Source organism: Streptomyces sp. S.PNR 29 (genome assembly GCF_030386795.1).
Taxonomy (GTDB): domain Bacteria; phylum Actinomycetota; class Actinomycetes; order Streptomycetales; family Streptomycetaceae; genus Streptomyces.
In genome coordinates this window covers 23632-47175 of sequence record NZ_JANUQM010000009.1, presented here as the reverse complement: position 1 = coordinate 47175, position 23544 = coordinate 23632, and the positions used below count along the sequence as shown (strand labels likewise).

The following is a 23544-nucleotide window of genomic DNA, read 5'->3' as shown; positions in this document are numbered from 1 at the left end:
AGTGACCACCCCCGACCTTCCCCTCGCCCAGGGCGGCTGCGGCGACGGCTGCGCCTGCGGCGCGGCCGCCGACGAGGAATACCTGGAGTGCGGGCTCGACCCCGCGCTCGCCCAGCTCCTGGCCGACGCCGGACTCGACCCCGTGGAGGTCGAGGACATCGCCAACGTGGCCATCCAGGAGGACCTGGCCCACGGTGTGGACGTGACCACGGTCGCGACGATCCCCGAGGACGCCGTCGCCACCGCCGACTTCACGGCACGTGAGGCGGGCGTGGTGGCGGGCCTCAGGATCGCCGAAGCGGTCATCTCCGTGGTCTGCGAAGAGGAACTGGCCGTGGAACGCCACGCGGAGGACGGCGACCGCGTGGAGGCGGGCCAGAAGCTCCTCTCCATCACCACCCGCACCCGCGACCTCCTCACGGCCGAACGCAGCGCGCTGAACATCCTCTGCCGCCTGTCGGGCATCGCAACCGCCACGCGCGCGTGGGCGGACGCCCTTCAGGACACGAAGGCCAGGGTCCGCGACACCCGCAAGACCACCCCCGGCCTGCGCTCCCTGGAGAAGTACGCGGTCCGCTGCGGCGGAGGCGTCAACCACCGCATGTCCCTGTCGGACGCGGCCCTGGTCAAGGACAACCACGTGGTCGCCGCGGGCGGCGTCGCCGAGGCCTTCAAGGCGGTCCGCGAACGCTTCCCGGACGTCCCCATCGAGGTCGAGGTGGACACCCTGCACCAGCTGCGCGAGGTCGTGGACGCCGGTGCCGACCTGATCCTCCTGGACAACTTCACGCCCGGCGAGTGCGAGGAGGCCGTGGCCGTCGTCGATGGCAGGGCGATGCTGGAGGCGTCCGGCCGCCTGACCCTGGCCAACGCCAGGGCGTACGCGGACACGGGCGTCGACTACCTGGCCGTAGGGGCCCTCACCCACTCCTCGCCGATCCTGGACATCGGCCTGGACCTGCGGCCGGCGGAATAGGGGAGCGGGTACGGGCCATGCTGCTGACGATCGACGTAGGCAACACCCACACCGTCCTCGGCCTCTTCGACGGCGAGGACATCGTCGAACACTGGCGCATCTCCACGGACGCGCGCCGCACGGCCGACGAGCTCGCGGTCCTGCTCCAGGGACTGATGGGCATGCACCCGCTCCTCGGCGACGAGCTGGGCGACGGCATCGACGGCATCGCCATCTGCGCGACCGTCCCGTCGGTCCTGCACGAGCTCCGCGAGGTGACCCGCCGCTACTACGGCGACGTCCCGGCGGTCCTCGTCGAACCGGGTGTCAAGACGGGCGTACCGATCCTGACCGACAACCCCAAGGAGGTGGGCGCCGACCGCATCATCAACGCGGTGGCGGCGGTCGACCTCTTCGGCGGCCCCGCGATCGTCGTCGACTTCGGTACGGCGACGACGTTCGACGCGGTGTCCGCCCGCGGGGAGTACGTCGGCGGTGTCATCGCCCCCGGCATAGAGATCTCCGTCGAGGCCCTCGGTGTCAAGGGCGCCCAGCTCCGCAAGATCGAGGTGGCCCGCCCCCGGAGCGTGATCGGCAAGAACACGGTCGAGGCGATGCAGTCGGGCATCGTCTACGGCTTCGCCGGCCAGGTCGACGGGGTCGTCAACCGCATGGCCCGCGAACTCGCCGACGACCCGGACGACGTGACGGTGATCGCGACGGGCGGACTGGCGCCGATGGTTCTGGGCGAGTCCTCGGTCATCGACGAACACGAGCCGTGGCTGACACTGATCGGACTCCGTCTGGTGTACGAACGGAACGTCTCCCGCCTGTGAGCACGTGACCGGCGTTGCGGTGCCCGGGCGGGGTGCCGCAGCCCGGCGCGACGGGGTGCCGCCGATCGGCGCGCACCCACGCCACCCCGCCCGCGCAGGCCGCCGCAGGCATCCGCACCACCACCCGAGTGGCACCCCCGCGCCACACCCATCCGCTATGTCAAATTTGTCTGATTAGCGCGTATCGTCGCCGCATGCCCACGCCATACGGATCCCGCGGCGGCATGGTGTTCGGCGCGGAGGAGCTGCGTGTGCTCCGCCGCGCCCTCGCCCTCGCCCTCCATCCCAGCCCCGTCTCGGCCGAGGACGTACAGAACTGCCTCCGCCTCGTGGAGTCGCTCGACGAGGCGATGCGCGAGGGCGCCCGACTGCGCGCCTTCCTCGTGGCCGACCTGGCCCGGTACCGCGCCGCCCTCCCCGGCTCCGCCGTCGGCTACCTGGCACTCCTGGACGAGGCCCTGGGCGCCGGACACCACCCCACCCCCGACGACCTCGCAGCGCTCCGCGCCCTCAGCGGCAACCCCGCGGCCGCAGCCCTCCTGAACCGCTGCGCAACCACCCCGGCCGTCCCCACCGCCCCCGGCACCCCCACCGTCCCCGCCTCCCGCACCCGCCTCCTCACGGCCCTCCCCGGCGGCCTTTCCCAGACAGACGAAAAACCCGCCAAGAAGCCCGAGAAGAAGCCCGTGGAAAAGCCGTCCCCACGCCCCGCCCCCGCCGAACCCGCCCCCGCCCCGGCCCCCGCGGCCCCGAAGCGCCCCATCCCCACCCCGGGCGAGGTCTTCCCCCGCCGGAAACCGACCCCACCCCCCGCGAACCCCCCGCAGCAACTCGCCGCAGGCTGACCACCCCGCTCCGGCCGCCCCCCGCCCCCTGGCTACCCTGGGTCCATGGACTACGTCTCCGCGCTCCTGCCCCCGGTCGTCATGGCCGTCTTCTTCATCGCCGTGATCAGGGTGATCGTGAAGACCCAGGGCGGCGCCAACAAGGCCAAGGAGGACGCGGCCGTCGACGCCGCCATCGCGCGAGCGGAGGGCGCCCGCCAGGCCCCCGCGCACCCCGACGCCTGACCAGATCGCCCCCGGCGGCGTACGACTCCGCGCACACCACATCGCGCGCATGAGAGTCGTACGCCCTTTTTGTTCTCATCTGTCACTACAAGTGCACGTCCGTCACGCAGATGTCGAGTTCTCCCACTATTGTTCTGAGTTGTGCCTCGCCCATTGGGAGAACTCGAAGACGCGGTCATGACGCGGGTCTGGAAGTGGAACCGGCCGGTGACCGTTCGAGAAGTCCTGGAAGACCTCCAGCAGGAACGGTCCATCGCGTACACCACGGTGATGACCGTTTTGGACAATCTCCATCAGAAGGGCTGGGTACGCCGCGAGGCGGAAGGCCGGGCCTATCGATATGAGGCGGTCTCCACGCGTGCCGCCTACGCCGCCGCGCTGATGAACGACGCTTGGTCCCAGAGTGACAACGCCGCGGCCGCCCTCGTCGCCTTCTTCGCGATGATGAGCGACGAACAGCGACAGGCCCTCCGGGACGCCCTGCGCATCGTCCAGGGTCCGGAAACACCGGAACCCGATCAAGCCCCGCCGTCATCGAATGCCTCCACCGAGACGGAAGCCACCGATAGCCCCGGCCGCAACCCCGGCTCCGCTCAGGGAGGCGGCGGGCGATAGCGTCCGCTCATGGCAGCAGAGAGCCCCGAAGTCACCGCAAAAGCCATCACCGTCCGGCGGGCCCGTACCAGCGATGTCCCGGCCGTACGTCGTCTCCTCGACGCGTACGTCCGCGAGGGCATCCTGCTCGACAAAGCGACGGTGACGCTTTACGAGGACATCCAGGAGTTCTGGGTCGCGGAACGGGACGACAACGCCGAGGTGGTCGGCTGCGGCGCGCTGCACGTGATGTGGGAAGACCTCGCGGAAGTGCGCACTCTCGCCGTGAAGCCCGGCCTGAAGGGCGCGGGCGTCGGACATCAGTTGCTGGAGAAGTTGCTGCACACCGCGCGCTGGCTCGGCGTTCGCCGTGTTTTCTGTCTGACCTTCGAAGTGGACTTCTTCGGCAAGCACGGCTTCGTGGAGATCGGAGAGACTCCGGTCGACACCGATGTCTACGCGGAGCTGTTGCGTTCCTATGACGAGGGCGTCGCGGAGTTCCTCGGTCTCGAACGAGTGAAACCGAACACCTTGGGCAACAGCCGGATGCTTCTGCATCTGTGATCGTTCCGGTGACGGCCGCTCTCGGGTTCCCTATGTCCGAAACGCGCATGTTTCCGTACCGAGGGGGGACCGTCGGTCTCTGCCGGGGGTTTGTGTTTTTCCCGCAAAAGCGGTTTGCTTTCCGACGTACTGCAGTACTGCATATAACAGGGGACGGCGATACGGCGGACGCCGGCAGACCCCCGGGCCCTCAAGTTATCGATGAAAGGAAATCCGGTGGCACAGAAGGTTCAGGTCCTTCTTGTCGACGACCTCGACGGCGGCGAGGCGGACGAGACCGTGACGTTCGCGCTGGACGGCAAGACGTACGAGATCGATCTCACCACCGCCAATGCGGACAAGCTCCGTGGCCTTCTCGAGCCTTACGTGAAGGGCGGTCGTCGTACCGGAGGCCGCGCTTCGGGCGGGCGTGGAAAGGCGCGCGCCTCTTCCGGTGGCAGCCAGGACACCGCTGCCATCCGCGCGTGGGCGAAGGAGAACGGTTACGAGGTGAACGACCGGGGCCGAGTTCCCGCGTCGATCCGCGAGGCGTACGAGAAGGCCAACGCCTGATCGAACACCCCACCCCAGGCCCGCGCGGCCGACGAGCACGAGGTCCGCGCGGTCTATGGGCGCCACCGTGGCCCACGAACCCCGGACCACGCAGCACAGCGCTCGCGGTCCACTGAGTACGGCTTCGTGGTCACGAAGCAAGGCGCTGGTGGCTCACGGAGCACCGAATGCGTGCTAACTGAGCACGGAATCCGTGCTCACGGAGCACCGAATCCGTGCTCACGGAGCAGGATGCTCGCGGCCCACGCACACGATCCCGTGGCCAAGAAGCACGAAAGCCGTGATCCACACCGCGCGACAACGCTCGTGTCCACACCGCACAACGCTCGTGGCCACGAAGTACAACCCTTGGGGCCGACGAACCGAGCCCGACGAACCGAGCCCCACCACGCCTCAGCACCACCAGGCGCGCAGGGCCGGGATCGCCGGCGCCGGAGTCCCGTCCCCGCCCCGCTCAACCGGCGTGGCGCCCGCGGGCGGGCCGGCGGTCAGGTGCGGCAGGCGTGCCGCAGCCGGACCCGGTGGCACTGTGTGGCCACCGTGTCGAGCAGCCGAACGAGATCGGGGGCGTCTCCACCGCCCCCCAAGGCCGACAGCGCCGGCAGCGAGGCCTCGGCCTCGCGCCCCGGCGCGGGGGGCCGCAGCCACACGGCGGCCCCCTCCGCACCGCGGGGGTCCAGGGGAAGCGACCCCCTGCACGCGGCACCGGGCCCGGGGGGCGGTGGCGCGTCCATGAGGGCGCCCTCGCCGATCGCCGTCAGATCGAGCGCCAGCGCGCCCCATTCCAGCCAGTCCAGCAGCCCGGGCACCTCCTCCGCGCTGCCCGCGGCCACCAGCAGCCGCATCCGGTCGCCCTGCACCGCCACCGGAGATCCCGGCCTCAGCCGCCGCAGCGCCCCGTGACCCGCCTCGGCGGGGACGTCCAGGACGTCGAAACGCACTCCCACCAGGAGCCGCAGAGGAGACCCGGGCGCCGTCGGCCAGCCCAGCTCCTCCTCGTACCAGCGGCGGTACCAGCGGCGGTACCAGCGGTGGCCCCGGTGCCCCTGACCGCCCCTGCGGTTCGGAACATCTCGGGTGTGAAATGGGTCATAGGGGATAGGGCCGCTCGGGTCCGACGGCCTGCGAGGAAGGGGGATCGCGGTGACCGAGGGCGGGGTGCCGACCATGCCAAGTGCAACCACCGGAAGCGCGTGCCGGTTACGCTTGGTATCCATTCGAGTGCGCAGAGTGCGGAACGAGGGGGCGTGTGGGGGCTCGGGTCGGGGCAAGGTTGTTCGCCCGTAGCGGAGGGAACCCGTGCACGCGGCATGGACTGTCCGTCGCAGCGGGTAAGACATCCCTAGTGGGAGGGGGCGTTGCGCAGAAAGGGCCGTCTCACGTTCGCCATCGGCGTACTGGCGAAGGGGGTAACTGCCTGGCCTGCGGGAACATCGTCTCGCACCATCGGGTTGGAGCAGATGTCGGCGTTCGGGGTCAGGAGGCCAAGCACGGGTGTCGGCAGTTGGAATGAGCGGTCCCCGCTTGCGGGACTAAGCTGCGGAAGGACAGGGAGGGGAAGTTCCCCCCACTGCCTGACCGCTCTGAGGAGCGATTAACGATGTTCGAGAGGTTCACCGACCGCGCGCGGCGGGTTGTCGTCCTGGCTCAGGAAGAAGCCCGGATGCTCAACCACAACTACATCGGCACCGAGCACATCCTCCTGGGCCTGATCCATGAGGGTGAGGGTGTCGCCGCCAAGGCCCTTGAGAGCCTCGGGATTTCGCTCGAGGCGGTCCGCCAGCAGGTGGAGGAGATCATCGGCCAGGGCCAGCAGGCGCCCTCGGGCCACATCCCCTTCACCCCCCGTGCCAAGAAGGTCCTGGAGCTGTCGCTCCGCGAGGCCCTTCAGCTGGGCCACAACTACATCGGCACGGAGCACATCCTGCTCGGCCTGATCCGCGAGGGCGAGGGCGTCGCCGCCCAGGTCCTGGTCAAGCTGGGCGCAGATCTCAACCGCGTGCGGCAGCAGGTGATCCAGCTGCTCTCCGGTTACCAGGGCAAGGAGACCGCCACCGCCGGCGGGCCTGCCGAGGGCACGCCCTCGACGTCCCTGGTCCTCGACCAGTTCGGCCGGAACCTCACCCAGGCCGCCCGTGAGTCCAAGCTCGACCCGGTCATCGGGCGCGAGAAGGAGATCGAGCGGGTCATGCAGGTGCTGTCCCGCCGTACGAAGAACAACCCGGTCCTGATCGGTGAGCCCGGCGTCGGCAAGACCGCCGTCGTCGAGGGCCTCGCCCAGGCCATCGTCAAGGGCGAGGTGCCCGAGACCCTCAAGGACAAGCACCTCTACACCCTGGACCTCGGCGCGCTGGTCGCCGGCTCCCGCTACCGCGGTGACTTCGAGGAGCGCCTGAAGAAGGTCCTCAAGGAGATCCGCACCCGCGGCGACATCATCCTGTTCATCGACGAGCTCCACACGCTGGTCGGTGCGGGTGCCGCCGAGGGCGCCATCGACGCGGCTTCCATCCTGAAGCCGATGCTGGCCCGCGGTGAGCTGCAGACCATCGGTGCGACCACGCTGGACGAGTACCGCAAGCACCTGGAGAAGGACGCGGCCCTGGAGCGCCGCTTCCAGCCCATCCAGGTCGCGGAGCCGTCCCTGCCGCACACGATCGAGATCCTCAAGGGTCTGCGTGACCGGTACGAGGCCCACCACCGCGTCTCCATCACGGACGAGGCGCTGGTCCAGGCCGCCACCCTGGCCGACCGGTACATCTCGGACCGCTTCCTGCCGGACAAGGCGATCGACCTGATCGACGAGGCCGGTTCCCGGATGCGCATCCGCCGGATGACCGCGCCGCCGGACCTGCGCGAGTTCGACGAGAAGATCGCCGGCGTCCGCCGCGACAAGGAGTCCGCGATCGACTCGCAGGACTTCGAGAAGGCCGCCTCCCTCCGCGACAAGGAGAAGCAGCTCCTGGCCGCCAAGGCCAAGCGGGAGAAGGAGTGGAAGGCCGGCGACATGGACGTCGTCGCCGAGGTCGACGGCGAGCTGATCGCCGAGGTCCTCGCCACGGCCACCGGCATCCCGGTCTTCAAGCTGACCGAGGAGGAGTCCAGCCGCCTGCTCCGCATGGAGGAGGAGCTGCACAAGCGGGTCATCGGCCAGGACGACGCCGTCAAGGCGCTGTCGAAGGCGATCCGCCGTACGCGCGCCGGTCTGAAGGACCCGAAGCGTCCGGGTGGCTCGTTCATCTTCGCCGGCCCGTCCGGTGTCGGTAAGACCGAGCTGTCCAAGGCGCTCGCCGAGTTCCTCTTCGGTGACGAGGACGCGCTGATCTCCCTCGACATGTCGGAGTTCAGCGAGAAGCACACGGTCTCCCGTCTCTTCGGTTCGCCCCCCGGCTACGTGGGCTACGAGGAGGGCGGTCAGCTGACGGAGAAGGTGCGCCGCAAGCCGTTCTCGGTCGTCCTCTTCGACGAGGTCGAGAAGGCCCACCCGGACATCTTCAACTCGCTGCTGCAGATCCTGGAGGACGGTCGTCTGACCGACTCCCAGGGCCGGGTCGTGGACTTCAAGAACACGGTCATCATCATGACGACCAACCTCGGCACCCGGGACATCTCCAAGGGCTTCAACCTCGGCTTCGCCGCCGCGGGTGACACGAAGACCAACTACGAGCGCATGAAGAACAAGGTCTCGGACGAGCTGAAGCAGCACTTCCGGCCCGAGTTCCTCAACCGCGTCGACGACGTGGTGGTCTTCCCGCAGCTGACCCAGGACGACATCCTGCGGATCGTCGACCTGATGATCAGCAAGGTGGACGAGCGCCTCAAGGACCGGGACATGGGCATCGAGCTGTCCCAGACCGCCAAGGAGCTGCTGTCCAAGAAGGGCTACGACCCGGTGCTGGGTGCGCGTCCGCTGCGTCGCACCATCCAGCGCGAGATCGAGGACACGCTGTCGGAGAAGATCCTCTTCGGCGAGCTGCGCCCCGGTCACATCGTGGTCGTGGACACCGAGGGCGAGGGCGAGAACAAGACCTTCACCTTCCGCGGTGAGGAGAAGTCGGCGCTGCCCGACGTCCCGCCGATCGAGCAGGCGGCCGGCGGTGCCGGGCCGAACCTGAGCAAGGAGGCGTAAGCCTCACGCGGTCTCCGCGCGAAAGGGGGCCGGTACCCGCAGGGGTGCCGGCCCCCTTTCGTCTTGTCAGTGCGCGCCACCGGCGGCGGACGGCTCGTAGAACGCGACCCTCAGATCCGGCCGGATCACGCGCAGGCGGTCGAGGCCCGGATCGTGGGGCTGGACCCGGTGCCCCGGGGCCAGGCTGAGCACCAGCTCGGTGAGCGTGGGGAAGGCGGCCGTCAGCTCCTCCGCCTCCGGCAGTCCGGTCACCTGCCTCAGCCGCAGCGACCTCACCGCGGGCATGGCGTCGAGCTGCCGTAGCTCCGTCAGGGACTCCATGGTCGTATCGACGTGGGAGATCCGGCGCGAGTCGCGGACGAACCGCCAGAACCCGGCCGGGTTCAGGGGACGGGGCAGCGTGAGGGAGGTCAGCGACTCCCACGCTTCGAGGCCGCTGATCTCCACGAGGCGCTGCACGGGCAGGGAGAGCTGGGTGACGTGCGGGTGAACGGGCAGCTGGGACACCGAGGTGAGATAGGGCGTGGACACGGTCAGCGAGGTGAGCTCGGTGGCGTCCGCCAGGTGCCTCAGCGCCTCGCACTGCAGCAGGACCCGCAGGGACAGACCGGTCAGCGCGGGCAGGTCGGCCACGGCGGAGATGTCCTTGAGCGCCGGCGTGTTCGGGGTGACGCTCAGGTACCGCAGGTGCCGTCCGTGCGGCCGCAGGAAATCCAGGTCCTCGACCGCGGGCAGCCGCTCCAGGTGGAGTCTGCGGAGCCCCGGCAGGTTGGCCACGGCCAGTTCGGGGGAGGTGAAGGGGCCGCTGAGGCGGATGCTCCGGCCCACCGGCAGCTCGTGCACCAGTTCCAGCTGTTCTCTGGAGGACACCGGGAAGGACAGGCCGGCCGAGATCCGGCTCAGTACCTCGCGGGCGTATTCGGCGGTGGGGAAGTTGCTCCACGCGTGCGCGAGGCGGGCGGAGACCGAGCTCGGCAGGCCGGGCGCCGCGACGAGCCGTCTGGCGTAGGGGATGGCCTCGGCGCCGCCGACCCGGCCGACGAGATCCGCGACCGCCCGCGCCCGCCCGCCCTCCAGGGCCTCCGGATCCGGCAGGAACTCCAGGACGTACGGCCCGAGCCGCGCCGCCTGCGGCACCTCCGCAGAGGTCAGGGATCCCACGAGCGCCACCATCCGCTGTCGTACCCGCTCCAGCAGATCGGCGTCGAGCCATGCCGCGTGCTGGGCGCACAGCGCCGTCAGGACGTGCAGCTGCACCCGCAGCGGGTGCGGTGTGCCCGGCGCGTCCGCCTTGGCGAGCAGGCCCGTCAGCAGGTCGCCGATCTCCCGGCGGCAGTGACCGGCCGCCAGCAGGACGACGTCCTGCCACACCTCGTCGTGGGCGTTGCGGACGAGCTCCCGCAGTGAGTTGCTCTCCACGAGCTCCTTCGCGGCGAGGAAGTCCTGGAAGGTGCGGTGGATGAACTGGTAGGAGTCGTCGCCGCGCTCCTGCAGCAGCCCCGAGCGGTTGAGCAGGTGCGTGAGGATCACCTCGGGGCTGCCCTGGCGGCGGACGCGGTCCATGCCGGCGAGGGCCTGCTCCAGCAGGGGGCGGGCCTCGGCGCGGCCGAACTCCGACTGGCCGCAGCGCACCAGCCAGACCGCGATCCGCTGCAGGATCTGATGGTGTTCCTCGACGGTCATGGTGATGCCGTCGGGGGCGTCCACACGGCGCCGTTTGTCCCGGTGGCCGAGGAGCATCTCCAGCGCCGACTGGTAGAGCCTGAACCGGGTCTCGGGCAGGAAGCCCTCGTGCCTGCGGTGCAGGGCGCAGATCACCGCGCACAGCAGCGGGGTGCGCGCCAGGTCGCGGAGCGCGGGGTTGTGCCGGAACTGCTGCGACAGGTCCTGCTCCAGTTCCGCGAGCAGCTCCTGGTCGTCGTCCTCCATGCGGGCGGCCCGGTGCCAGGCGGCGACGAACGTCTGGATGTCGTCGTCCCGCAGCGGCAGCAGACGCAACTCCTCGAAGCGTGCCGCCTCCAGCCAGTCGGGTTCGACGGCCAGCGGGCGTACGGTCGCCACGCAGCGGGTGCGGGGGTAGCGCGCGAGCAGCGCCGTCAGCCAGCGGTGGGCCTCCTCCCGCTCGGCCTGGGGCACCTCGTCGAGGCCGTCCACGAGCAGCAGGGCGCGGCCGGCCTCCAGGACGCGGCCGGCCCAGCCGTCGGGCGGCTCGTCGACCACCAGGCGGGCGGCCCGCGGGAGCTGGGTGGGCGGTGGGAAGGCGCCGCCCTGGGCGCGCAGGGTGCGCAGCGGGACGATGAAGGGGACCAGGCCGTTCAGCGCGGCCAGGGCGGGGCCGTGGGTGCCGGCGGCGGTGTGCGTGGCCAGCCACCACACCAGGGTGGTCTTCCCGGCTCCCGCGTCGCCGCGCAACAGGACGCGGGGGCGGGTCGACAGCAGGGTGTCGACGCGCTGCGGGGTGCGCTCCGGGAGGGAGGTGGAGAAGGTGGAGAAGGACGGCTGCCGGGTCGTCGCCGTGTCGAGGTTGCGCGCGTCCGCCTCGGAGATGCGCGGGGCCGCCTCCAGGCTCAGATAGGCGGTGTCGAGATCCCATTCGGACTGCCGGCGGTTCAGGTCGTCGAGGCCGAAGACCTTCATGGTGCGGAAGGCGATGCCGACGGCACGGGCGTAATCGCGTTCGTACGCGCGGTCCAGGGGGTGGTGCCGGGTGATCGGCTCGGTCTCGGGGAGGTCGTACGGCAGTGACGTGAGGTCGCTGATCCGGATGCCCTCGGCGCGCAGGTGGCCGCGGCCGCGCGGGACGGCGGTGACGATGCCGAGGAGGACGTCGCCGGCGAAGACCGGCGCGCCCGACAGGCCGGCGAGCGGGCTCGGGCCGTCCGGCACCTCGGCGGCGGGGGCGCTGTCGAAGGCGAAGGTCAGGACGGAGCGCGGGTAGGACGCGGCGGGCAGCACCGTGCCGGTGAACTGGTCGCTGGTGATGAACAGCCCGTCCTGACGCTGGATGTCCGGGTAGCCGATGATCTCGCAGTGCGGCAGTGGCTGTTCGGTGGCGAGATGGCCGACCCGTACGTGCGCCGCGCAGGCCAGTTCCTCGGAGGTGAGGAGGAGGGCGGCGTCCCGTTCGGGGTCGGACCAGATGACCTCGGCGGAGGTACGGCCGGCCTGCCGCGGGTGGGCGACGGCCGGCGCCTCGGCGGAGCCGATGACGTGGGCGCAGGTCAGCACGAGGCGTCCGTTGAGCGCGACGCCGGTGCCCTGCCGCTCGCCCAGCACCACGACGGCGCGGGCGGCCGGACCGTCGGCGGGTGTCATCGCGCGGGCGGCGCGGGGCGGGGCACCGGGGTGCCCTGGCCGAAGCCCGCCGTGCTGCCCGGGTCGTCGTTGCCGACCCGCCAGGGGGCGTTGGTCCGGGCGTCGCGCGGGGTGAGGGTGAAGGCGACGCGGTGGGTGCGGCCCGTGGTGCGGGCGGTGTCGGCGCCGGCTTCCACCACCCACGCCTTGACCTTGCCGCCGCCCTTGGTCTCCCTGCGCAGCTCCAGCGTGAACTCCATGCTGATGTCGCCCACTTCGAAGGAGACCGGCTGCCCGGAGGCGCGGACGGCCGCCTCGATGAGCTGGTCGCGGACGGTGGCGACGGCGTCGGCGAGGTCGATTCCCTCGGCTTCTTCCGGCGCGTTGCGTGGTGAATGGGCGCCCATGTGTCCCCCGTTGAGTGCGCGCGCTCAGCAACTACGGGGATTTTACTGTCCCTTGTGCTGCCGGGGAGGGTGTTGGCGCAAGGGGCCGGGCCCATGGCGGGACCGGCCCCTGGTGTCGTGACAGGTCCGCCTACGACAACTGTCCGTTGTAGTCCGGCAGTTTGAACGTCTTCTCGGCGTGGCCGCCCGACAGGTCGGTGGCGCTGTTGCCGATGTTGGCGATGATCGTGTAGCCCTTCGACTCGATGTCGACGCGCTGGGCGGTCTTGTACTCGGCCACGTTCTTGAAGAGGTCGATGAAGCTGCGCACGTGGAGGCCGGAGACCTTGTAGCCGACCTTCTTGAGGTTGTAGTCGGTCGCCGAGTAGATGATGCCGGGGCGGGCGGTGACGAAGAACAGGGCGACGCCGTGGTCCTGGGCGTACTGGGCGGCCTGAAGGACCGGCTTGTTGGCGGGCTGCGGGTAGCTGAAGCCGAAGTCGGTCTCCAGGGTGGTGTTGTCGATGTCGAAGACGATCGCCTGCTTCTCGCCCGGCCTGGTGGCCGCGATCCGCTGCTTCAGGTACGGCAGCGCCTGGTCCATGACGGCCTGGCAGTCCTTCTGCCAGGTGGCGTAGTCGACGTCCGCCGCGGCGGATGTGGCGGTCGCCGTCGTGGTGGTGCCCGTGGTGGTGGCGTCGGCGGGGGCGGCCAGCGCCAGGAGGGCGGCCGCGGAGACGGCGGTCACGGAGACGCGGCGCGACCAGGGGCGTCTGCTGCTCATGTGGGGGGTCCTCTCACGTCCGTACTGCTGCCATTGACGGGTGCATGATCTGGGGCGTGGATGGCGCAAGGGGAACCGTAGGGTTACCGAACGGTAGGTGGCTAGAGGCGTGCGTCACATTGTGCAGTCCGCCGAACTCGCCCTGTGGTGACATGCCGCACAGCCGATTTGTCCGTTACTAGCAGGAATAGTGGCGTATCCGGAGATGGGAATGCGGCTTTAGGGGGTTATCGGGCTGACGTACTACAAAGGGCAGTAGATAGCCCTTTTGGGCATTTTCGTCTTCGGGGGTTACCAAGGGATGGCCCATCCGGCGACCGCCTGAGTGCCGGGTGGTTTTCATGTCCCCGTCCCCATGAGGTTCAGATGTCCCAGCGCGTCACGTCCCGCTCGTCCCGTACGTCCCTTCTCCGCAACCGTGCCGCCGTGGTGGCCGCCGGTCTGGGAGCCTCGGTCGTGCTGGGGGCCGGGGTCGCGGCCGCCGCCGACACTTCGGCGGCCTCCAGCGCCTCGACCGCCGTCCAGGCGCAGGCCGCCACCCAGGCCAAGGCCGCGAAGGCCGCCGATGCCGCGAAGGCTGCCAAGGCCGCTGCCGCCAAGAAGGCCGCTGCCGCCAAGAAGGCCGCCGCCGAGAAGAAGGCCGCCTCCTGGGTGGACCCGGTGGCGAAGTACCGGCTGTCCGCGAGCTTCGCCCAGGCCGGCGGCATGTGGCAGTCCACCCACAGCGGGCAGGACTTCGCCGTGCCGAGCGGGACCAACGTGATGGCCGCGCACGGCGGCACCGTGGTCAAGGCCGGCGGCAACGGCGCCGGTGACGGTCCCGCGTACGGCAACGCCATCGTCATCAAGCACGGCAACGGCACGTACTCCCAGTACGCCCACCTGTCGCGGATCGACGTGCAGGTCGGCCAGGTCGTCAAGACCGGTCAGCACATAGCGGAGTCCGGCAACACCGGTAACTCCAGCGGCCCGCACCTGCACTTCGAGATCCGTACGACCCCGAACTACGGCTCGGCCGTCGACCCGGTCAAGTTCCTGCGTGCCAAGGGCGTGACCGTCTAAGGGCGTTCCGTCGCCTGGTGGGCCTGGGTGACCAGATCGATCGCGACTTCGAGGACCGCCTCGCGCTTGGCCTCGGGGTCGCCCTCGATGTCGCTCAGGACGTGCATTCCGGCGTGCAGCGTGAACATCGCGCTGATACAGCGGACCTGGTCGACCAGGTCGGCGTCCGGGTCGACGAGGATGTCCTTCATGCCGAGCATGCGGTTCTTGAACATCTCGCCGATGCGCAACTCCCGTACCGTGGCCTGGTTCTCCTGCATGAAGCGGAAGAGCGGGGCCGCGACCGCCAGCGCGTCGCTGTAGCGGCGCAGGATCTCCTGCTTCGTCTCAAGGGTGTGCGGCTGCTGGCGGCCCCACTCGATCAGGTCCTCGATCGGCTGGGAGACGTCCTCGAAGATGCTGACGAGGATTTCTTCCTTCGTCTTGAAGTGGTAGTACAGCGCGGCCTTGGTCACCTCCAGGCGCTCGGAGATCTCGCGCAGTGAGGTCTTCTCGTAGCCCTGCTCCGCGAAGAGTTCGAGCGCCACGTCCTGGATGCGCTGGCGGGTGTTCCCGCGGCGCCGCTGCTTGGTGCCGTCCATGGTGCCGCCCATCCTCCTACTCCAAGCGCTTTCCCAAAAACTTACTTGACGCCCGGCTAGTTACGCCTCTACGTTCTGAGTGTAGTCACTAGCCGGGCGGCAAGTAAGTAGCAGTAGGTGGGGGAGTGGAAACGATGGCGGACACACCGGCGGGCGGGACCGTCGACAAGGACAGCGGCAAACAGCCGAAGAGCGTGCGGGTGGTGCTGCTCGCGCTGATGATCGCGATGATGCTCGCGATGCTCGACAACATGATCATCGGTACCGCGATGCCGACGATCGTGGGCGATCTGGGCGGCCTGGAGCACCTGTCGTGGGTGGTCACCGCTTACACCCTCGCCACCGCCGCCTCCACCCCGATCTGGGGCAAGCTCGGCGACATGTACGGCCGCAAGGGCACGTTCATGAGCTCGATCGTGCTCTTCCTGATCGGCTCCGCGCTCAGCGGCATGGCCCAGGACATGGGCCAGCTCATCGGCTTCCGTGCCGTTCAGGGACTCGGCGCCGGCGGTCTGATGGTCGGCGTCATGGCGATCATCGGTGATCTGATCCCGCCCCGCGAGCGCGGCAAGTACCAGGGCATGATGGCCGGCGTCATGGCGCTGGCGATGATCGGCGGGCCGCTGGTCGGCGGCACCATCACCGACAACTGGGGCTGGCGCTGGGCGTTCTACATCAACCTGCCGCTCGGCCTGGTCGCGCTGGCCGCCATCAGTGTCGTACTGCACCTGCCGAAGAAGCGGGCCGAGGCGCGGATCGACTATCTGGGCGCCGCGCTGCTGACGGTCGGCATCACCTCCATCGTGCTCGTCACCACCTGGGGCGGCACGGAGTACGCCTGGACCTCCGCGCGGATCATGGAGCTCATCGGCATCGGTGTCGCCGCGCTCGTCGGGTTCGTCTTCTGGCAGACCCGGGCCGCGGAGCCGATCGTGCCGCTGCACATCTTCCGCAGCCGCAACTTCACGCTGATGTCCGTCATCGGCTTCATCACCGGCTTCGTGATGTTCGGGGCCACGCTCTTCCTGCCGCTGTACCAGCAGGCGGTGCAGGGCGCGTCCGCGACCAACTCCGGGCTGCTGCTCCTGCCGATGCTCGGCGCGATGCTGGTCACCTCGATGATCGCGGGGCGGGTGACCACGAACACCGGGCGCTACAAGGTGTTCCCGATCGTCGGCGGTGTGCTGATGTTCGTCGGGCTGTACCTGCTGTCCACCATGGACACCGGGACCAGCCGCTTCACCTCCGGTGTGTTCATGGCGGTCGTCGGCCTCGGCATGGGCTGCCTGATGCAGATCACCATGCTGGTCGCGCAGAACAGCGTGGAGATGAAGGACATGGGCGTCGCGTCCTCGTCCACGACGCTCTTCCGCACGCTCGGCTCCTCCTTCGGCGTCGCCATCATGGGCGCGCTGTTCAACCACCGGGTCCAGGACGTCATGGCCGAGCGGGCCGGGGCGCTGGGCGCCAAGGTGACCGAGCAGTCGGCGCAGCTGGACGCGGCGGGCCTGGAGAAGCTGCCGGCGCCGGTGCGGGAGGCGTACCAGCACGCCGTGTCCGCCGGGACGCACGGGGCGTTCCTGCTGGGAGCGGTGGTGGCGGTCGTCGTGCTGGTGGCGGCGGTGTTCGTGAAGGAGACCCCGCTCAAGGGGGCGGGACCGAAGGACGCGGACGGGCCGGGCGACGGCGCCGAGGCCAAGGCTCCGGTGACCGAGGCGGTCTGATTCCGCGGTGAGTGAAGCCCCCGGCTGCTGCCCAGCGGCCGGGGGCTTCGCCGTGCGTCTCGTGAGCGCCGGGCACTGTCCCCGGGGCATGCGTCCGGATGCCCGGTGCCCGCCGAAGTGGTTGCGTGGAGTGGTGGGAACCGCCCGATGCCTTCGGCAGCCGGTCCCGCGGGCCACAGCGCTGCGAGGCACTCCCGATCACCCGACGTCCTGCCGAGTGACCTGGGAGCCGGCCGTCATGGCCGCCCGCGCAGGCGATTTTGGAGGCCGGACGGGCCCCTGTGCCCGTTCGCGCCGCGCCGCGCCGCGGCGACGGGCGCGGCGCCGCCGCAGCGCTCATGACCGGAAGCACAAGAGGTCACGACGCCGGACCGCACGGAGGGACGCTCGTGGACACGGACCGACAGCGGACGACGGAGCGGCTGCACTGCCTGGTCACCGGGGCTTCCGGCTACATCGGCGGCCGTCTGGTGCCGGAGCTGCTGGAGGCGGGTCACCGGGTGAGGTGCCTGGCCCGCTCACCCGGCAAGCTGCGCGACCACCCCTGGGCCCGGGACGCCGAGACCGTACGCGGTGACGTCACGGACGCCGCATCGGTCGCCGAGGCCATGCGCGGCATCGACGTCGCGTACTACCTCGTGCACGCGCTCGGTACGGGCGCGGATTTCGAGGACACCGACCGCCGCGCCGCCCGGACCTTCGCCGAGCAGGCGCACGCCGCCGGGGTGAGGCGCATCGTGTATCTGGGCGGACTCACGCCCGCCGGCGTCCCGGAGCGGGAGCTCTCCCCGCATCTGCGCTCCCGCGCCGAGGTCGGCCGGATCTTCCTGGCGGCACCCGTGCCCGCCACGGTGCTGCGGGCCGCGGTCGTCATCGGCTCGGGATCGGCATCCTTCGAGATGCTGCGTTACCTCACCGAGCGGCTGCCTGTCATGGTGACCCCCAGATGGGTGCGGACGCGGACGCAGCCGATCGGGGTGCGCGACGTACTGCGCTACCTCGTCGGCTCGGCCACCATGCCGGCCGAGGTGGACAGGGCGTTCGACATCGGCGGGCCGGACGTCCTCACCTACCGGGAGATGATGCGCCGGTACGCGGCCGTCGCCGGGCTGCGGCGGCGGATCATCGTGCCGGTGCCCGTCCTCACCCCGTGGCTCTCCAGCCACTGGGTCGGCCTCGTCACCCCGGTGCCCGCCTCCATCGCCCGGCCCCTGACCGAGTCGCTGCGTCACGAGGTCGTCTGCCGCGAACGCGACATCACCCGCTACGTCCCCGACCCGCCTGGACGGCCGCTGCCGTTCGACGAGGCACTGGCCCAGGCGCTGCGGCGCGTGCGGGAGGCCCAGGTCGCCACCCGCTGGTCGTCCGCCGCCGCACCCGGCGCGCCCAGCGACCCGCTGCCCACGGACCCGGACTGGGCCGGCGGCAGTCTCTACGAGGACGCTCGGCAGCTCCGGGTCGACGCGTCCCGGCGGGCGCTGTGGCAGGTGATCGAAGGCATCGGCGGTGACAACGGCTGGTACTCCTTCCCGCCGGCCTGGACGGTCCGCGGCCGGCTGGACCGGCTCGTCGGCGGAGTCGGCCTGCGCCGTGGACGACGCGATGCCGAACACCTGCGCGTCGGCGACTCCCTGGACTTCTGGCGGGTCGAGGAGATCGAGCCGGGCCATCTGCTGCGGCTGCGTGCCGAGATGCGACTGCCCGGCCTCGCATGGCTGGAGATGTACGCCGAGACCGACGACGAGGGCCGCACCCGCTACCGGCAGCGCGCCCTGTTCCACCCACGCGGCCTGCTCGGCCACGCCTACTGGTGGAGCGTCTCCCCCTTCCACGCCGTGGTCTTCGGAGGCATGGCCCGCAACATCGGACAGGCCGCCGCCAAGGGCATGACACCAGGAGGGACGACATGACCGTCGCGGTCGTCCTGTTCACCGCGGATCTGCGTCTGCACGATCATCCGCCGCTGCACGCCGCACTCACGGCGGCCGACGAGGTGGTGCCGCTCTTCGTACGCGATCCCGGGATGCGCGCGGTGGGCTTCGACGCCCCCAACCGCCTCGCCTTCCTCACCGACTGCCTGGCCGGTCTCGACGCCTCGCTGCGCCGGCGCGGCGGCCGGCTCGTCGTGCGCTCGGGGCCGGTCGCGCGTGAGGTCGGGGCGGTCGCCGCCGAGTGCGGTGCCACAGAGGTACACACGGCCGCAGGCGTCACCGGCTACGCCCAGCGGCGGGAAGAGCGGCTGCGCGGCCTGCTGCGGCACAGCGGCGTGGCGCTGCGGGTGCACGACGCCGTGATCACCGCTGTGGCCCCCGGGGCGGTGACGCCGTCCGGCTCCGACCACTACTCCGTGTTCACCCCCTACTTCCGGCGCTGGTCGGGTGAACGGCTGCGGGATCTGCGCCCCGCGCCGCGTACCGTGCGCGTGCCCGAGGAAGTGCGCGGCGAGCCGCTGCCGCGCCGCGCCGGCCTGTCCGGCGTCTCGCCGGGCCTGCCCACCGGAGGAGAGCGAGCGGGACGCGACCGGTTCTCCCGGTGGGCCGAGGGAGGTCTGTCCCGCTACGAGGAACGTCAGGACGACCTCGCGGGCGACGCGACCTCCCGGCTGTCGCCTTATCTGCACTTCGGTGCGCTGTCCCCTGTCGAGCTGATCCGGCGCGCCCGGGCGCACGGGGGCCCCGGGGCGGAGGCGTTCGTGCGGCAGCTGTGCTGGCGTGACTTCCACCACCAGGTGCTGGCGGCCCGCCCCGACGCGTCCTACCGGGACTACCGCACCCGGCACGACCAGTGGCGGGGCGAGAAGGACGCGGCCCAGGACATCGCCGCGTGGCGGGAGGGCCGCACCGGGTACCCGATCGTGGACGCGGGAATGCGCCAGCTGCGTCACGAGGGCTGGATGCACAACCGCGCCCGGCTGCTGGTGGCGAGCTTTCTGACCAAGACGCTGTACGTGGACTGGCGGATCGGGGCCCGGCACTTCCTCGACCTGCTCGTCGACGGCGACATCGTCAACAACCAGCTCAACTGGCAGTGGGTCGCCGGCACCGGCACGGACACCCGGCCCCACCGCGTCCTCAACCCGGTGCTCCAGGGCCGACGCTTCGACCCGCAGGGAGCCTACGTACGCCGATGGGTGCCCGAGCTGCACGCCGTGGAGGACCGGTTGGTGCACGAACCATGGCGGCTCCAGGAGGACCGGCGCGCCCGCCTCGACTACCCGGAACCGCTGATCGGCCTCACGGACGGACTGGCCCGCTTCAGGCGCGCCCGCGGCAGCGGCTGAAGGGCGGCTCCTGCGTGCACCGCCGGAGCCGCCGGTGCGGACCGTGCCGCTCCCGGCCGGGCGACCGGACCGACGGGTGCCCCGACGCTCCGGCACGCACAGTCGGCATCACCTCAGTGCGACCGACTCCACCGCCGTGACGGCCTCCGCCAGCCCCGGGGGATGCGGCAGGCCCGGCGCCGTCTGCCCGGCCCAGCCGGGACCGAGCGTGAGGACCAGCGGTTTCCTGCGGGCGCCGCGCACGCCCCACTCGATCGCCGCGACATGCTGGGCCAGCGGCCGGCTCGCCGTGGTGCGGGACTGCGCCCACAGCCCCACCACCGCCGGGCCGGTCCTGCGTACGGCGGCCACCAGTGACGCGACGGGCAGCGCGCCGCCGAACATGCGCACCGGAAGGCCGCGTTCGGCCAGCGCGGCGGCAAGCACCTCCAGCGGCAGCGTGTGATTCTCCGCGGGAACACAGGCGAGCAGAGTGGTGGCTCCGGGCCGGTCGGCGGCCACGGACGGCGCATGACGCCGCAGAGCACCGGAGACGTGCCAGGACAGGAAGTGCTCGACCTCCACGTACCTCTCACCCGAGCTCTCCCACTTACGGCCCACCGCCTGCAGCGTAGGCATGATCACCTCCGTCCAGGCGGCGATCAGGCCGTGCTCCTCGATCGCGGCCGTCAGCAGCTCGTCGAGGGAGGTGGCGTCGAGGCGCAGGGCCGCGCGCGCGAGGCCCCTGCATTCCTGGCGCGCGTCGCCCAGTCGCAGGCCGGTGCCGGCCCGGCTCCGTCTCCGGGCTGCCGGCCTCGGTGGGGGAGCGGGGCTCCCCGTGAGCGGGGAAGTGTCCGGACCCGCCTCGTCGAGCGCCAGGCGGGCGGCCTCGGCGGGCGGCAACCCGCTCGCCGTGAGAGCGCACATCCGCTCCAGCCGTGCCACGTCGACGGCGGTCCAGCGGCGGTGCCGGCCATCGGTGTGTGCGGTGGGACCGAGGCCGTAGCGACGATCCCAGGAACGGATCGTCGTGGGCGCCACCCCGAGCCGCCTCGCCACCTCTCCGGTGGTCAGCCCGCCGCCGCGCGGCGCAGCTGCCTCGTCCCCCTCGTCCCTGTTCGTCCTCACACTCCCATGGTACGACGCACAAACGACGCATGTTGTCTGCGTCGTTTCCGCTCATGAGACTGGATCCCAGGCACCCGGTCATCCCGCTCGGGCAGGAGGAACAGGCCATGAGCACCAAGACGCCCTCCACCGCGGACCGCTCTCCGGCCGTGGAGGAGACCCGGTACGAGGACGACCTGGCCCGCGGCCTGTGCGCAGCCGACGAGGCGGCGTTCGCGGCCGTGTACCGGCGATGGCGGCCCCTCGTACACACCATGGCGATCCGCTCGCTCGGCGACGCGCACGAGGCCGAGGACGTGACCCAGCAGGTCTTCCTCGGGGCCTGGCGCGGACGGGCCGGCTTCCGTCCGGAGCGTGGACCGCTCGGTGCCTGGATCGTCGGCATCACGCGCCGGAAGATCGTCGATGCCCTGGCAGCCAGGACGAGGCGCCTCACACTGATCGACTCGGTGGCACAGGACGCCGGCGCACACCGCCGGGACGTGAGCGCACCCGACGACGTCCTGGACCGGGTGCTCCTGGCCGACGCCCTGTCCCGCCTCCCGCGCGACCAGCGCGAGGTGCTGTGCATGGCGTTCTACGACGACCTGACACAGACCCAGATCGCCGAACGCACCGGAATGCCCCTGGGCACCGTCAAGAGCCACGCCCGGCGTGGCCTGCACCGACTGCGCGAGGGCATCGAACAGGCCCGCTCCGCCGGCAGGGCCGCGTAGGCACGCCGCATCCGCCTCCCGGCGCATCCACGGCGACGCCCCGGCAGGAAGCAGAGACGAGACTCCGCAACCGGCGGAACCTCTCGACGAAGGGACCGACTCATCATGAACTCCCGCACCTCCCACGCCCTCGCCGCCGCGGCCGGCGCCTGTGTTCTGGCCCTCGGTGCCACGGCGCCCGCCATGGCGGCCCCCGCCGCGGGCGGTGACGGCACGGCAAAGGTGTCCGTCTTCCACGGCGTTCCCGGACTGACCGCCGACGTCTACGCCAACGGTGACAAGCTGCTCGGCGACTTCAAGCCCGGCACCGTGACCGCCCCCCAGGCCCTCGACGCCGGGACCTACGACATCCAGGTCTTCAGCGCCGGCCAGGCCCCCGACGGCACACCGGCCGTCGAGAAGGAGATCAAGGTACCGGCCGGAGCGAACGCCACCATCGCGGCCCACCTCTCCGCGGACGGCAAGCCCCGGCTGACGGCCTTCGTCGACGACGTCTCCAGGACGGACGCCGGCACGGCACGGCTGACCGTGCGTCACGTCGCCGCCGCTCCGGCCGTGGACGTCCGAGCGGGCGGGCAGCCGGTGTTCAAGGGACTCGAGAACCCGAAGGAAGGCACCACCGTGGTCGACGCCGGCACCGTCTCGGCCGACGTCGTGCTCGCCGGCACGGACACCGTGGCGATCGGCCCGGCCGACCTGAACCTGAAGGAGGGCACCAGCAACACCGTCTACGCCTGGGGCAGCGCCGAGGACAAGAACCTGGCGCTGGCCACCCAGACGCTCGGCGTCTCTCCGGCCAGTGGCTGAAGCGGACCGCCGGGGCGACGGCTCACCGGCCTTCCGGTGGTGACCGCCGTCCCGGCGGCGGTCACCACCGCGAGGCCGGACCGTCGCGGCCCCAGGCGGGCGGACGCACCCGGGAGGCTGCCGTGGCCGGTGCCGATGTCAGACCCCCGTGCCACCATCGGGCTCATGGACAAGACCCACCGGTTGCGGCTCGCCAAGGACGCCATGGACCGTGACTGGGCCGACCCGGAGCTGGATCTGGACGCGGTGGCGGCGCATGCCGGGTACTCGCGGTACCACTTCATACGGGCCTTCAAGGAGGCGTACGGCGAGACGCCCGGCCACTATCTGACGCACCGCCGCATCGAGCGGGCGGAGGAGATGCTCCGCGGCGCCGACCTCACGGTCACGGAGATCTGCCACCTGGTCGGCTTCAGCAGCCTCGGTACGTTCTCGGCCCGCTTCAAGGCGCGCACCGGGCTGACCCCGACCGAGTACCGGATCAAGCACGTCGGCCGCGGCGCCTCCCTGATCCCCGGGTGCTACGCGATGCTCTGGGCCGGGGGCTTCGGACAGGGACAGGCGCGGCAGGACCGCAACGCAGGAGAAGCGGCCCGGCGCACCTGACACCTACGGTCGAAGCAACCCACCGGGACCGCCCACCACAGGAGAGCAGAGCCATGATCAAGGGCCTGGGCATCACCACCGTATGGACCTTCGACCAGCAGCGCACCAAGGCCTTCTTCACCGAGAAGCTGGACTTCGAGGTGCGCGACGACGTCGCCATGGGGGACATGCGCTGGATCACCGTCGGCACCAAGGACCAGCCGGACGTGCAGCTGGCGCTGATGAGCCTCGACGGCCCGGGCCTCGACCCCGAGTCCTCCGAGGCGCTGAAGAAGCTGGTCGGCAAGGGCGTGATCGGCGCCGGGGCATTCTTCACCGACGACTGCCGCGGCGACTACGAGACCTACCGGGCGCGGGGCGTGGAGTTCATCCAGGAGCCGCAGGAGCGGCCGTACGGCATCGAGGCGATCTTCCGCGACGACAACGGCAACTGGTACTCGCTGACGCAGCGCAGCGAGGAGCTGGACTTCTCGAAGGAGTTCGGTTCCTGAACCCTTGCC

Annotated in this window: 22 protein-coding genes; 16 read left to right on the top strand and 6 right to left on the bottom strand. The window is 70.7% G+C overall.

The features are described 5' to 3' along the window. Position 1 precedes the first annotated feature (1 nt). The 7 genes from nadC to NW895_RS23680 all read left to right on the top strand — a co-directional run bounded on the left by nadC (position 2) and on the right by NW895_RS23680 (position 4571). Complete coding sequence (gene nadC, locus NW895_RS23710) at positions 2-976, top strand: carboxylating nicotinate-nucleotide diphosphorylase (protein ID WP_289937871.1); 975 nt, start codon at positions 2-4, stop codon at positions 974-976. 17 nt (positions 977-993) lie between these two features. Continuing rightward, positions 994-1791: a type III pantothenate kinase gene (locus tag NW895_RS23705; RefSeq protein ID WP_289937870.1), complete on the top strand. Its 798-nt coding sequence runs from the start codon at positions 994-996 to the stop codon at positions 1789-1791. A 224-nt stretch (positions 1792-2015) separates the two neighbouring features. Then, entirely contained in the window at positions 2016-2636 is a 621-nt protein-coding gene (locus NW895_RS23700) for a hypothetical protein (protein WP_289938314.1), read from the top strand. A 45-nt stretch (positions 2637-2681) separates the two neighbouring features. Next, entirely contained in the window at positions 2682-2861 is a 180-nt protein-coding gene (locus NW895_RS23695; RefSeq protein ID WP_289937869.1) for a hypothetical protein, read from the top strand. Between the two features lie 141 nt (positions 2862-3002). Next, complete coding sequence (locus NW895_RS23690) at positions 3003-3476, top strand: BlaI/MecI/CopY family transcriptional regulator (protein WP_289937868.1); 474 nt, start codon at positions 3003-3005, stop codon at positions 3474-3476. A 9-nt stretch (positions 3477-3485) separates the two neighbouring features. Then, positions 3486-4019, top strand: coding sequence for an amino-acid N-acetyltransferase (locus tag NW895_RS23685; protein ID WP_289937867.1), 534 nt, complete (start codon positions 3486-3488; stop codon positions 4017-4019). A gap of 216 nt (positions 4020-4235) precedes the next feature. Further along, entirely contained in the window at positions 4236-4571 is a 336-nt protein-coding gene (locus NW895_RS23680) for an Lsr2 family protein (RefSeq protein ID WP_289937866.1), read from the top strand. A 488-nt stretch (positions 4572-5059) separates the two neighbouring features. Here the strand turns inward: NW895_RS23680 and NW895_RS23675 are convergent, their stop codons facing one another. After that, complete coding sequence (locus tag NW895_RS23675) at positions 5060-5740, bottom strand: SCO3374 family protein (RefSeq protein ID WP_289938313.1); 681 nt, start codon at positions 5738-5740, stop codon at positions 5060-5062. Between the two features lie 431 nt (positions 5741-6171). Between NW895_RS23675 and NW895_RS23670 the strand changes: the two genes are divergently transcribed. Continuing rightward, complete coding sequence (locus NW895_RS23670) at positions 6172-8697, top strand: ATP-dependent Clp protease ATP-binding subunit (protein WP_289937865.1); 2526 nt, start codon at positions 6172-6174, stop codon at positions 8695-8697. Positions 8698-8763: 66 nt separating this feature from the next. On the opposite strand, the gene NW895_RS23665 is transcribed toward NW895_RS23670, so the two are convergent. From NW895_RS23665 to NW895_RS23655, 3 genes are all read right to left on the bottom strand, one after another. Then, positions 8764-12012: a serine protease gene (locus NW895_RS23665; protein ID WP_289937864.1), complete on the bottom strand. Its 3249-nt coding sequence runs from the start codon at positions 12010-12012 to the stop codon at positions 8764-8766. Beyond that, complete coding sequence (locus NW895_RS23660; protein WP_289937863.1) at positions 12009-12398, bottom strand: trypco2 family protein; 390 nt, start codon at positions 12396-12398, stop codon at positions 12009-12011. Before NW895_RS23660 ends, NW895_RS23665 begins: the two co-directional genes overlap by 4 nt. 130 nt (positions 12399-12528) lie before the next feature. Further along, entirely contained in the window at positions 12529-13161 is a 633-nt protein-coding gene (locus NW895_RS23655; protein ID WP_289937862.1) for an HAD family acid phosphatase, read from the bottom strand. Between the two features lie 366 nt (positions 13162-13527). Between NW895_RS23655 and NW895_RS23650 the strand changes: the two genes are divergently transcribed. Continuing rightward, on the top strand, positions 13528-14223 hold the full coding sequence (locus tag NW895_RS23650; protein WP_289937861.1) for a M23 family metallopeptidase: 696 nt from the start codon (positions 13528-13530) through the stop codon (positions 14221-14223). Here NW895_RS23650 and NW895_RS23645 read toward each other — a convergent pair. Then, positions 14220-14816 (bottom strand): TetR/AcrR family transcriptional regulator, encoded by a 597-nt coding sequence (locus NW895_RS23645; RefSeq protein ID WP_289937860.1) that lies wholly within the window; start codon positions 14814-14816, stop codon positions 14220-14222. The genes NW895_RS23650 and NW895_RS23645 overlap by 4 nt on opposite strands. Positions 14817-14938: 122 nt before the next feature. On the opposite strand from NW895_RS23645, the gene NW895_RS23640 reads away from it, so the two are divergent. From NW895_RS23640 to NW895_RS23630, 3 genes are all read left to right on the top strand, one after another. Next, a complete protein-coding gene (locus tag NW895_RS23640) occupies positions 14939-16528 on the top strand; it encodes an MDR family MFS transporter (RefSeq protein WP_289937859.1) in 1590 nt (529 codons plus the stop codon). Between the two features lie 389 nt (positions 16529-16917). After that, the gene (locus NW895_RS23635; RefSeq protein WP_289937858.1) at positions 16918-18438 is read left to right on the top strand and encodes an SDR family oxidoreductase; all 1521 of its coding nucleotides are present in this window, start codon (positions 16918-16920) and stop codon (positions 18436-18438) included. Next, entirely contained in the window at positions 18435-19808 is a 1374-nt protein-coding gene (locus tag NW895_RS23630; protein ID WP_289937857.1) for a deoxyribodipyrimidine photo-lyase, read from the top strand. The genes NW895_RS23635 and NW895_RS23630 overlap by 4 nt, the downstream gene beginning before the upstream one ends. A gap of 108 nt (positions 19809-19916) precedes the next feature. On the opposite strand, the gene NW895_RS23625 is transcribed toward NW895_RS23630, so the two are convergent. Further along, a complete protein-coding gene (locus NW895_RS23625) occupies positions 19917-20915 on the bottom strand; it encodes a MerR family transcriptional regulator (protein WP_289937856.1) in 999 nt (332 codons plus the stop codon). A gap of 107 nt (positions 20916-21022) precedes the next feature. Between NW895_RS23625 and NW895_RS23620 the strand changes: the two genes are divergently transcribed. The 4 genes from NW895_RS23620 (at position 21023) to NW895_RS23605 (ending at position 23535) form a co-directional block, all read left to right on the top strand. Further along, positions 21023-21631, top strand: coding sequence for a sigma-70 family RNA polymerase sigma factor (locus NW895_RS23620; protein WP_289937855.1), 609 nt, complete (start codon positions 21023-21025; stop codon positions 21629-21631). Positions 21632-21736: 105 nt separating this feature from the next. Continuing rightward, positions 21737-22438 (top strand): DUF4397 domain-containing protein, encoded by a 702-nt coding sequence (locus NW895_RS23615; RefSeq protein WP_289937854.1) that lies wholly within the window; start codon positions 21737-21739, stop codon positions 22436-22438. Between the two features lie 165 nt (positions 22439-22603). Continuing rightward, on the top strand, positions 22604-23044 hold the full coding sequence (locus NW895_RS23610) for a helix-turn-helix transcriptional regulator (protein WP_289937853.1): 441 nt from the start codon (positions 22604-22606) through the stop codon (positions 23042-23044). Between the two features lie 53 nt (positions 23045-23097). Beyond that, the gene (locus NW895_RS23605) at positions 23098-23535 is read left to right on the top strand and encodes a VOC family protein (protein WP_289937852.1); all 438 of its coding nucleotides are present in this window, start codon (positions 23098-23100) and stop codon (positions 23533-23535) included. Positions 23536-23544: the final 9 nt, after the last annotated feature.